Origin of the sequence: Aquipluma nitroreducens (assembly GCF_009689585.1) — a bacterium.
Classification (GTDB): Bacteria; Bacteroidota; Bacteroidia; order Bacteroidales; family Prolixibacteraceae; genus Aquipluma; species Aquipluma nitroreducens.
Window position 1 is genome coordinate 3,060,297 of the sequence record NZ_AP018694.1, and the last position, 12,627, is coordinate 3,072,923.

The following is a 12,627-nucleotide window of genomic DNA, read 5'->3' on the forward strand; positions in this document are numbered from 1 at the left end:
ATTTGACTGTCAATAATCAATAAAAAATGGCAATCAAGAATTTGAAACAGAGTAAAACAAGATCGAGCAAATAAAAATTTAAAAACCAAAAAATGATTGATACTTGGTTCATTCACGATATAAAAAAGATCCTCGACGAAAAACAAAAACTGGTTTTTGTTGATCCTTCGGGCGAAGCGGAATTTCTGCTAAACGTTATTCCTCCGGAAATTAAGGTTTTAAAAGCCAATAGCGAACTGGAAGAATTGGAACTTCGGTATAAAATCAGCAAAGAAAACATCGTGCAAAAGCTGACCATTTATACCAATACACCCAAAGAAAACCTGACTTTTATCCGGGAGTATTGCGAAACAGATGGCTGTTTGGAGATCCGGCAAATTGATACTTACATCAAAGCAATGGTTCATACCAATCTCGGCTTGAACCTTCATCTCACCAAAGAAGAGTTGCTAACTGCGGCAAAAATCAGCATTGGCCGCGATCGTTCTTATTGGATGGAACTGGTTCATAAAGGAGCTTCGGAAATTTTCGATCTCAATCAGATGTTGTTGCCCTTCCTGAAAGACCCAAAGGAATTTATGTCGGAAATGGATATAGAGGTAAGCAAAATGTTTTCAGAGAAAGTTGCCAAATTTATTCAAGCGGATTACATACAACAACCGGCACAAACCTTAGCCAATCAGGTCGCACAATCCATCTTTCAAGGTCTTTTGATGAATAACCTTTCGTCAGGGTTAAAGGAAATATATACCCGTTGGGAGGATTCTTCCGAAAATACAGTCTCATTTAATACTTACATCGCCAACTTTAAGTTAGAGGTTAAAGCACTTTGGAAAGTATCAGTCGATCATCCATTTGTTTCAGTTGATGAGCAGATGCTGGATGAAGTGATTGCCCATTCTGGAGATAAAGCATGGATCAGCGAGAAATTACCATGGATTACTGCACGAAGTAAGAATAAGGTGGCAAAAAGGCAAAACATCTGCTTCTGGTCCGAAATCATTCAGTTGCTTACCTTCGATAGTTCTGCAATTAATGCTTTGGATAATCTGGAATCGGTGGCTGCTTATTACGCCAATACTTTTTATAAAACCGACCGGGCAATCCGGAAACTTTATACAAGCTTTCTGAACCAGCCAAAGAAACTTCGCCCCCTTCAGGAAATCTATGAAGAACACAACCGGATTTTACTCAATCAATGGTTCAAGCATTTCAGCAAATATAAAAGCAATCAGGCAGGTCTGCTTTTGAGGCTCATTAATAAGGCAACAGAAAAAACAGCATTCATTGTTGGCGATGCCATTACTTATGAAATCGCTGTTTCTGTTTCAGAAAAGCTCAGTAAAGATTTTAACACCAGCAAAGAAATGCTCTTTACCGGGTTTCCTTCGGTTACCGAGCACAATATGAGTTTGATTTACCAGAACAATGGTGTAATTGAACCAACACATAAAAAGCGGGAAGAATTCTTACAATCGCAGATCAGTCAACCCATTCAGTTTGTTTCACTCGAAGAACTGAATGAATCTGCTGCCAATTCAACTATTTTGGTGTGTTCATATAAGGACATGGATTCGTTGGGCGAAAAGCTTCAACAAAAAGCGTTAAAATTCATTGATGGAATTGAGGACACTTTAACTCAGAAAATCAGGCAAATTCAGCAATTGGGTTATCAGTCTGTTTATCTGGTTTCTGACCATGGTTTCGTATTAACCGGTTTGTTATCAGAATCTGATAAAATTGAGGTCAGCTTCACCGGTAATATTCAAAAAGGTGAACGATTCATTTTATCGGAATCACGTCAGGAAGAAACTGAAAATCTGATTGAATTTGAACAGGCTTACAACAACTACAAATACCTGTACTTTGCTCCATCGAACCGTCCTTTTAAAACGCCGGGCTTATATGGTTTCAGTCATGGTGGTATCACACCCCAGGAACTGATTTGTCCGCTTTTTTGCTTTAAATCGAAAAACAGCACCATTGAAAAGCTTTCCATCTCCATCACCAATAAGGAGGAATTGGCCAATCAAACAACCAGTTCATTTATTGTGAATATGGAAGCAAAGAAAGCAAGTTCATTGCTCGACTCTGCCCGGAAGTGCCAGTTGTTATTATTTGCCGACAACAAGCAGATAGCTAAAAGCGACATTCTAACCATTCAAAATGAGCAAAAAATTCAAAAAGAATATGAGTTCGAGCAACATTTAAGGATTGATGTAATTTTAATCGATGCTGAAACAAAAGAACAGATTGATAAAGCGACAGTCGTTAAAAAACAGATACGTAATTTAGGTGGTCTCCTTTAAAATATAACTGACAATGATAACATTAGATAATCTTGATCAAAAGCTGCTTGACTATTTCAGAGGCTATGTAGTAAAAAAAGACCTGGTTCGTTCCGTTAAAGTGGGAGCTAATGTTCCGGTTTTCGTATTGGAATACCTGATTGCCAACTCTTGTTCCACCAATGATGAAGAAAAGATCAGGAAGGGGATTGAGAACGTGAAAAACGTTCTTTCGCAGCACTATGTAAATCCTGAAGAAAGTGCTTTGATCCACTCCAAAATCAGAGAAAACGGCAGCTATAAAATTATTGATAAAATTACGGTCCGCCTCGATTCCAAGAAAGATATCTATTGGGCTCACTTGCTGAACAGTAACATCAAAGATGCGAACATCAGCGATGCGCTGGTCAATGAGCATGATAAAATGATGCTCGGTGGTATTTGGGCCATTATTGATGTGGCGTATGACCCAACCATTAAAATGGGGTCGAACATTTACCCGTTTGTAGTGAAAGAGATCAACCCGATTCAGTTATCATCATTCGATAACAGCAAAGTGATCAACAACCGGAAGAATTTCACAAAAGAAGAATGGACCGATGTTTTACTCCGAAGTGCTGGGTATGAACCAAATTCGGAAGGATTTACTGACCGGATAAAGATGCTTTTGATTTCCAGGCTGATTCCATTGGTAGAATCAAATTTCAATTTTGTTGAAATAGGTCCCCGGTCAACAGGTAAGTCATTCGTTTTTAAAGAACTTACACCTTATGCCGTTTTAATTTCCGGAGGTCAGGGTACAGTAGCGAAACTCTTTGTAAACGGATCTACCGGAAAGGTCGGCTCAGTTGGACAGTGGGATGCAATATGTTTCGACGAAGCAACCGATAAAATATTCAAAGACCGGGATGCTATTCCGTTGATGAAAGATTACATGGAATCCGGATCATTCTCACGTGCTGGTGCAGGTGGTGAAATTACCGGCAGCGCCTCACTTATTTACAATGGGAATATCAATCAACCAGTTGAAACAGTACTGCAAACTTCCCACCTTTTCAGCCCATTATCTGACGAAGTAAATTCGGATACAGCTTTTCTCGACCGTATTCACTTTTATTTGCCCGGTTGGGAAATGTTGAAATTTTCACCGCATCATTTCACTTCCAACTTTGGATTCAGTACCGATTTCTTTTCTGAAAATCTGAAATCATACCGAAAACAAAACTACACCGATGCTATAGATCAATACTTTTCGCTTGGAGCTCACTTAAAACAACGTGACACAAAGCCAGTAAAGAAAACCGTTTCAGGCTTAATTAAGCTCATGCATCCTGATGGGATTTTCACGAAGGAAGATGTGCGCGAATACTTGGAATTGGCTCTTGAAATGCGCCGCAGGGTAAAAGAGCAACTCAAACGCATCGGTGGAATGGAATTCTGGGATACCAATTTTTCATACATCGATAAGGAAAATCAGGAAGAGAAGTTTGTTGCACTGCCTGAAGAAAAGGGTAACAATCTGATTGAAAGTACACCATTGGCTCCCGGAGTATGTTATACCTGTACCGTAGATGGCGATAGTATGGCGCTGGTCCGTATTGAAGTTGTTTCGACAATGGGAAGTGGCAAATTGAACATTACAGGCACTTCCAATATGCAGGTCAAGGAAAATATCAAGAACACCTATCAGTACATTAAAGCCAACGAAAAGTCAATCCTAAGCGAACAGCACTCTCTGAAGAATTTTGATCTGTCCATACAAATTACAAATATGCTGGGTGCAAGTATATCATCAGGTATTGGATCAGCTGTCTATCTGGCAATCCTGTCTGCTCTTTATAAAAAGAACCTAAAAGCAGGGTTGGCTGTTTTGGGAAATATTTCGGTAGGTGGTGCCATTGAACGAGCCATCAATTTTGCTGATAAAATTACTATGCTCTCAGAAAATGGTGCAAAAACCGTAATTGTTCCGATGGACAATTTACAGGAACTATCAAATGTTCCTCCAACAGTTTTGGGAAACACAGATGTCCCATTTTATGCGAATAATAAGATGTTGATGCAGAAAGCGATATTGAGTGAATAGGAAAAACTGACGAAGCTAAGTTGAATGACTTATTTCTTTAAAATTGTCAACATTGACGAAATTTGAAACAGAATACTATACCGCTGATGTAACAATTATATACATACTTCAGGTAAAAGGCACGAAAATCAACCGAAATCAGTGCTTTTTGATCTGATATTTTGACTTTAACCGAAAATGTGGACACAAAACCCTATTTTTCTAATATTTAATTGAACCCATTCCTCGTATTGGATCGAAAGGAAAAGCTTGTCGAAACCACTTCATCAACTCAGGTTAAATATCAATATTGATTGCCTGAGTTAGGCGCTTTTTCTTTCTCCCAAGGTTCCAAGAGATAAAATATCGTTAACACAAAGGTAAAGCAAGTTTATGAATGCCTACATTACTAAGAAGAATATTGGACACACCCTCATTTCAATTTTTTGTTATTTTGAAAGGCTTTCCTAATCTTACTTTTTCGGCTTTCCATACATGCTCATGTACAGATTTAAGCCATGAATCCTTTTCTACCGTAACAGGATATATTGGAATATTGTATAAATCACCAAAAGCGTTTATATCATCAGTTATATAAAGACGTGCTTCGTGTCTTTCTTTATTTTTGGTTCTGAATTCATAACGATCATATAAAATATTGTCTTCAACTAGCTCATAATCAGTTTACATCGTAAAAACATCATGCTCATCTGGGACAAGAAACCACTTTTTGTTATAATCGAATTCAGGATTTAACTCTACTTTTGCCTGGTTATTTTGAGTAGAACTACTTTTTTGATTCAAATAGTTCTTCAGCTCTTGCTGTAGTTTATTTTCTTTTTCAAATTTTGTAATCTGATTATCTGTCACCGAAAGAACTGTTTCATCAGGCAAAACTAAATGCTTTAACTTTGAAAGTTCAAATAAGGGTGAAAGATCATAAATGCTAGTATTCCCCAAGTTTAGAATTTCCAATGATTTCATCTTCTTCAGTGGGCTGATGTCCGTTACGTTGCTAAAGCTTATATCCAAGCTTTTCAGCATTAATTTTGAAAGCGGCTTTAGACTGCTAAAATGATTTTCTTCACCAATTATTAAAGTTTCAAGCTGGCAGAGATCCTCGATACAAGAAAGAAATTCCAAGTCAGATTTGCGACAACTAAGATGTTTAAGACCAACAAAATCTTTTATTCGACCAAAATGAAACATGGACATTCCATCTATATTTAAATTCTTGACTTTTTTTCTAAGTGGAATTGGATAAATATCTAAGAAGTCAGTATTAAAATATTTTGGCTCAATAATTCTAAAATCTTGTAAATTCTTCAGGTAGAATACGGGTGATAAATCAGCAATTAAATCATCCTTAACATGTAATTGTTTCAGTCTCAATAATTGTTCAAGACCTTTATCTGTAGATTCGATATAATCCAGCACATGTTCAGGTGTTTTATTTTTTAAGCTTTTTACATTGTTCATTAGGTTTCTGACAAACTCATCCTTCCACCTCGCTGAAAGATTGTTCCACCATGTACGATTTTCGTTTATATTATCCTCTAATGCAGAAATTTTATTTAGGAATAATTCTCTTTTTGCTGGTGCCAAGAAATTTTCTTTAACAAATTTATTCAGGTCTGTGGCATTATTCGTGATTAATGGAAATCGACATGCAAAACATGCGTGATATAAACTACAACTGCTAAGCTCCAATTCTTTCAAAATCAATTCCTCATAATAATCCTGATGATTGTTCAGGAAATCGTCTCGCTTGATATAATCAAAGAATTTAATTTTCTGAGTAGGTGAATTAAACACATCGTCATCGATTTCGGGGTTTACATCCATCATGGTATGTATCCGTTTCCCTAAATCCTCAATATGAGAATAAGTACCTACCTTGCTTGGAATTTCAAAGTCAAATTTTTCCCATTTCAAATATATTGTATTACTGGTTTTTCCATCCATGTATTCTCCAATTCCACAGAGATTGTTCCTCAAATGCAAAGCCATCAGGGAGAAGGTTAATCTCGGATATTTAATAGATAGATATTTAACATTTATGATTCTGTCAATGGTATTAAAGAAATATTTAAGATGATGCTCAGACTTTTCAAGTAAGATGCTAAAAGTTCCCCTTTGCCTACCACCATGAATTAGCTTAACAAAAGCTGATTTATCAACGGAATGTTTTTTTTCTTTGGGTCCATAAACTGGCAAAGGCAGCAAACATTGTAAACAAAACACTTCATTGTCATTTTTATAAGCCGTTTTTTCAAAACGTTCAAGTTCTGCTTTATTCCCAGTGATGATAATTAGATTGTAGGCTATATCGTTCATATTTATAATTTGGTTATAATCCTAAATTGAGGAATAGCATCAGATTTTAATTAATAGCCCAAGATAAAAATAATCTCTACAGGTTTGATCCATAACAAAAATTATATGTGGAACATTGAGTGAATGTTTCAGGGTTAGTTCAACGGCTCACAAAACAATATAACGGGATAATATTTTATTAACCGTTATCCCATTTAGTACCTCTCCAATCGTTTATATAACCTTTGGTTTTGCAAATTGGGCAGACCCAATATATTTCATCTGTGTCATGCGTAATAAATGCCACAACCAAGCCCTCACAGCCCTTTTCAATACATCTGACAGTTGGTTCAGCATCGTAATCACCTGTTGATGCATCATCGATTAGCAGAGCAAGAAAATTCGCAAGTTCCCTTGCATCCTTTGGTATATCTTTGGGGATGTTTCCTTGTTCATCAAGAAAATGTTGAAAATTGGTTATATACATCTATTGAATATTTGATATGGAAATTTAGTTAGAAGTACGAAAATCCGAAATATTTTAGAAAACAACTCATCTTCCTCTATATTTGTCAATACTGACAAAATTTGAAATGGAATGGTGGTGTCCCCATATTTAAAAATTGAAAAAATGAGGTCTAAGAACTACTCGTTTCCCAGCATCATTAATAATGGCAACCCGCTCGTTAAAAGATTCACTTGTCAATCTGTATTTTTTCCCAACAGTAAGATATTTTGAATTTGTCCCACCGATATATTCTATATAGTCGTTCTTCTTTAATTTGAGCAATCTTTCAGCTTTAGCATTATTCTCCTGGGTTTCATACAAGTCAATAATTTCTTTAGTTAGGCGAATTTGCTCTTCGGCTTCTTTAATTTGTTTGATTGCCTGTTCGTATTGATGTCGATTAATCATAAACCAAAAATAAAATATTGAGATTAAATTTCCAGCAAGATTTAGAATTAAAAATTGCATTGAAAAAAAACAGTCAGGCTCAATTTCAGCAACTCGTAAAATTGTCAGTTCAACATTACACATCCGTTTAAATTCGATTCAACGACAACACTAACAAGTAATCCGTTTATTTTTAAACGAAAGTCTCCAATTGAACCGATTAAGATTTTGTGGTCAAATTGACCAAGTTTATGTTGAATTTTTAGAGCATTGACAAACACTTTTTAATAATTCTTTCTTACAAAACTTCCACCAATATTTTCCCAATATAAGTTTTGAACAATTTCGAATGGCGACATAGCAAGATCATCAGGTACGAGATCATAATCACCATCATTATCTATATCATAAAGACGGATATTGTAAAAATTTGGAAAATCTCCCGATTGAAAATTGTTCCTTGGATGAACGTGAGAAAAGCCAGTAATCTTTGATTCGGTCACATCCTTAAATTTCCCATTTCCTAAATTCTCATATAACTGGATATAAAAACCTCCATAATCAGGCGTAACTGTTGTTATTACATCATAATCACCATCAGCATCGAAATCAAAAAAGGAAAATCCTAAAACAATATTCGGAACAGAAACGTCTATTATTGAAGTATTTGGTAAATCAGAAAAATTGTTTTTGAAATCAAATGTTCCTTTGGAATTACCCCAATAAATTCGGCAATTTCCTATCTCATAATCCTGTGTTGAGTAAATTTTGCCTATATCATAACCACTAATAATATCCAAGTAGCCATCATTGTTTAAATCGAATAATTCAGTTGTAGTCGTTGTATATTGCCGATATTGCTTCAATATTTCTTCTAACCCAGAAAAAGTTGAATAATTGTTCGTTAGTGTGAAGTTTCCTTTTCCATCATTTATATATAATAAGGGCTGAGGAACTCCATTTATCATACTGGTTGCCCAAACTAAAATGTCAACATCACCATCACTATCAATATCACCTGATGCGAAATCATGAATAGCCATTGGTTCCCCAATCTCTTTCACATTATATGTGCCATTGGAATTAAAATAAATGATTTTTAAAGGAGATTCTGGATTACGTGAACCATCTGCATATTGTTCATGACCATCCCAACTTGCTTGAATAATCTCATTATATCCATCATTATTAACATCATTAATTTCAAAGGTTGGAGACCATTTGGTTGTACAATCATAATTAGTGATTATGGGAATTTCGCCTAAAACATTTTTAACTATACCATATTTTCCAAAATTCTTTGCTATCTGACCTTCTGAATTGAGAACTAAAAAATAGAAATAATCAAGTATCCCATCATTTTCAATATCAATATAAGTTGAATTGTTACCCCACATTGAATAGCTCCCGATAATTGAAGTTTCTCCTTTATTGTTTGTTCCATTCACCAATATACTGTATTTATTAGCCTCATTTACATCATAAAATCCAGGGAAAAAATAACCCCTTTTAATTTGTCCTATCGTGCTATTCGGATATGTATTAATAGGAGCCCTTGAAACGAATTTCGTAGAGGGCTTTTTGGGAACGTCTTTTATGCACCTCACAGAGCAACCTGTCTGTTTTGAGCGTGAGACCCTAAATATGTTAGGAGAATTAAATCCTAGTTCTTTGCCATAGGCCCATAGGTCAGAATTATCTAATTCTGATGACCACCAATAACAAAAACAACCAAGAATTGAAAAATCTCCTAAAAAAGAATTTTGTTTATCGACTAATCTTATTCCGCTGGGAAGGGCAGTAAAACCAACTTCATTTGTAGCACCTGAATTTGGAGCTGCCCAATATTTTGTGCTTGTCTCCTTCAATTTAGCTCCACCAATAGTTTCACCCCCAATAAATGCTGTCAACTTTGACCATTCATAATTAGTTGGGATGTGCCACCCGTCTGGCGTTAACTTATTTGTGCTAAATGCAAACCAGTTGTACAATGCTCCATAAGTTTTTTTATTAATTATATCGTTATTGTACCAACAATAGGCTCCAGTTGAAAGATTCATCCAATTAGTATTATCCGTTACATTTGGTATTAGTGTTCCATCATTATACTTAGTGGTTTTGAGGTTTTCAGCCATCCATAGTTGGTTCCCAATTTGAACAACAGGATAATTATTCCCATCTGCATCTGTACATTCAACAAATTCATATGAAATAGTTTTGTTTTGAGTCGGAACATCCATCACAATTGTACTGTATTTCCCCGAAGTGCCTTTAAATTTCAATCGGTCGCCTGTGTTATACTGCCATGATTGTTCCGAATTTGCACTTTTTAATATGGTAATACTTTGTTCTACTCCACTGAATCCGTTATAGGTAATTGTTGTTTTGGAGGTAGATTTCCCATTACAAATAACCTTTTTAGAAAAACTTTGATCTTCTAGCAATACTTGAACAGTATAAACCCCATTACTTAATCCTTCCACTTTAAATGATTGAAAACCATTTTGAACTCTTTGCTGTATCCGATTAATTTCTCGTCCAGTAATATCAACTAAAACAATTATTGCTAAGCCAGATTTCTGTGTTTCGAATTGAATCGTCAAGTCACCAGAAGAAGGATTGGGATAAACAATCAACGGGTAATCCATATACTCCAATAAAGGTGTGTTTGCTGTAACAGTTTCCATCAAATGAATATTCTTTGACCCGGAAAGTGTAATGCTCTTCCCTTGTGTTAAATTTTCAACGGTAACTGTTTCGACAGAAGTACTTGATCCTGTTCCTGAAAAATTAATCAGGTAATCCTGTGCATTTACTGAAAATCCTGAAAAGAAAAGGAAAATGATTAGGGTGAATGTTTTCATATGTTTGGTTCTAACCGAATCAGGTTTGGGTGCTTAAATTTACGATAGATTTATTGTGAAGCAATAGCTACTGTAATTTAAGATAATCAGATATTGATGTCAATTTGTGGACATAAGTCTTGACAAGGTATTAATAAAGCCAAACAAAATATTTACATTTTAACGGGTTGATGAAGAATAGGTGAACTTTATATGGGTGGAAAATGAAACCTCGGTCTCCTGTTTTTTATTATTCAAAGTAATATGTTCTTCAGTTTTTTTTCAGACCACCCCGAAGATTAACGGAAACCGTCTCAATATTAGTTGTTTTATCTTTCATCATAAATTATTTTCATCAAATGTGAAAATAATTTGGTCTTTTTTAATATTCATTCCTATATAGATCAATGCAAGCTGCAAAGCGAGCGTTTATAAAAAATAAAATAGAAAACATGAAAAAAATTAAAACAAATTTTAAAGAAGCGAAAGGTTTTAAACTTGTATTATTATTCCCAAAAACTCTAGTTGCTGGAACAACTGCTTTTACTTTATGTGACGAAGTTGAAGCACCACAATTGGAAAAATTATTAACCTATTTATTTGTTGAGTTTATGGTTTATGATCAGGAATTTGACGGTGAAAAATTTAAATTGTATCGTTATGAAAAATGGTGATATTAAAAAAAACTGGCATTAATATAAAATTGAAGCCGGAACACCTTGTCAAAAATATGATGGAACAAATGATGAAAGACAAAGAAAGTTCTATCATAGAAACGGATTTACATCTTTATCGGTTTTGTGTCCACGTTTTCAAAGTAATTGTTTGTGGTTTTGGTGGGTTTTAAGAGATCCTTCTCCTGGATAAAACATTGCTTCATTTCGGCAAAGATAATATCAGGGAACCCACCGGAATTGCTTAGGTTTTAATAGATACAAACTAATGCATCATCTTCAAAAAGTCTGGATCAATTTATTGTGACTGTTTATGAAATTGAAAAGGAAACTGGGATTGACTTCTTTTCGGGCTTGGATGACAAGTTGGAAAATCAATTGAAAGGGAATATCAATACAGCAATTTGGAATCAATAGATATTTCAAAAAAAAGCTCAAAAATTGATTGCTAATTTAACACAATGTAAGTTCTAGGGTTCAGTAAAAGTGTGTTATAAAAGGATTAACCGGAATGTTATTTCATTGTATTTTATTACACGAATTTGGTACTTTTTATGATTTAGAAATTGGCTATTTAATACCCAGCGCAACTTTTTTAAAATTGTCAATGTTGACAAAATTTGAAGCAGAATACTTTACCGCTGATGCAACGATTATATACATACTTCAGGTAAAAGGCACGAAAATCACCCGAAATCAGTGCTTTTTGATCTGATTTTTTGACTTTAACCGAAAATGTGGACACAAAACCCTTATTGGTGATTTTGGATCTACATTTTTCTGATATTTAAATGAACTTATTCCTCGTATTGGATCGAAAGGAAGCTGGTCGAAACTGTCGAAACCACCCCAGCAACTCAGGTTAAATATCAATATTGATTGTCTGAGTTAGGCACTTTTTCTTTGTCCCAAGGTTCCAAAAGATAAAATATCATTAACTCAAAGGTAAAGCAAGTTTATGGATGCCTACATTACTAGCTGTGACGTGACACTAGTGTCTACTAAAAATTAAAGCTAAGTTGAAAGCCGACATCATTACATATTTCAGGTACTTCGTTGACCGGTCTTTCGAACAGTTCCCTGATAGGTGTTCTGTCAATGAGAGAGCCTCGCAAGATGCGGAGTACATCGAATATACTTCAACCCTTTTGACATGAGAAAGTTCCAAACGTAAGTGTTCAGTAATGTCTTCGGCACATTCGCCACCGCAAAGAACCATCAATAGGTACGAGCGGATCAGGTCGCTGTATGAATATTCGGCTTTTATCCCTCGCCCGCCAAGGGGTTTGTCAATGGTTTCATAAACCGAGGCATTCCTGACAATATGATCAGCGAAATTAATTCCGCCAAAAGATTTGATATTTCCTGTAGAATATGTAATTTTCATTCGCTACGATGTTTTTCACCTAAATAAGTGAAAAATCATCAATCGGGCAAGCTTTGTAATGCTTGATTTTACAGGGCTTACCGATTTTTATCGAATTTATTTTGTGGAGTTAAGGAGATACTGATTCTTCTTTAATTGCAAATGAACTCGTTTATTTTT

Annotated in this window: 8 protein-coding genes; 3 read left to right on the top strand and 5 right to left on the bottom strand. The window is 35.2% G+C overall.

Features of this window, described 5'->3' with window-relative positions; all coding sequences use genetic code 11:
* The first annotated feature begins 92 nt into the window (after positions 1-92).
* On the top strand, positions 93-2,309 hold the full coding sequence (locus tag AQPE_RS12880) for a PglZ domain-containing protein (protein ID WP_318346907.1): 2,217 nt from the start codon (positions 93-95) through the stop codon (positions 2,307-2,309).
* 13 nt (positions 2,310-2,322) lie between these two features.
* Positions 2,323-4,374 carry a protease Lon-related BREX system protein BrxL gene (brxL, locus tag AQPE_RS12885; RefSeq protein ID WP_318346908.1) on the top strand — a complete coding sequence of 684 codons (2,052 nt, stop codon included), beginning with the start codon at positions 2,323-2,325 and terminating at the stop codon, positions 4,372-4,374.
* 663 nt (positions 4,375-5,037) lie between these two features.
* Here brxL and AQPE_RS12890 read toward each other — a convergent pair.
* From AQPE_RS12890 to AQPE_RS12905, 4 genes are all read right to left on the bottom strand, one after another.
* Complete coding sequence (locus AQPE_RS12890) at positions 5,038-6,690, bottom strand: leucine-rich repeat domain-containing protein (RefSeq protein WP_318346909.1); 1,653 nt, start codon at positions 6,688-6,690, stop codon at positions 5,038-5,040.
* 178 nt (positions 6,691-6,868) lie between these two features.
* Positions 6,869-7,156 (bottom strand): hypothetical protein, encoded by a 288-nt coding sequence (locus AQPE_RS12895; protein ID WP_318346910.1) that lies wholly within the window; start codon positions 7,154-7,156, stop codon positions 6,869-6,871.
* A 129-nt stretch (positions 7,157-7,285) separates the two neighbouring features.
* Positions 7,286-7,708, bottom strand: coding sequence for a coiled-coil domain-containing protein (locus AQPE_RS12900; RefSeq protein WP_318346911.1), 423 nt, complete (start codon positions 7,706-7,708; stop codon positions 7,286-7,288).
* Between the two features lie 140 nt (positions 7,709-7,848).
* Positions 7,849-10,428 (bottom strand): FISUMP domain-containing protein, encoded by a 2,580-nt coding sequence (locus AQPE_RS12905; protein WP_318346912.1) that lies wholly within the window; start codon positions 10,426-10,428, stop codon positions 7,849-7,851.
* Between the two features lie 431 nt (positions 10,429-10,859).
* Between AQPE_RS12905 and AQPE_RS12910 the strand changes: the two genes are divergently transcribed.
* Positions 10,860-11,081, top strand: coding sequence for a hypothetical protein (locus AQPE_RS12910; protein ID WP_318346913.1), 222 nt, complete (start codon positions 10,860-10,862; stop codon positions 11,079-11,081).
* 991 nt (positions 11,082-12,072) lie between these two features.
* Here AQPE_RS12910 and AQPE_RS12915 read toward each other — a convergent pair.
* The gene (locus AQPE_RS12915; RefSeq protein WP_318346914.1) at positions 12,073-12,468 is read right to left on the bottom strand and encodes a hypothetical protein; all 396 of its coding nucleotides are present in this window, start codon (positions 12,466-12,468) and stop codon (positions 12,073-12,075) included.
* Positions 12,469-12,627 lie beyond the last annotated feature (159 nt).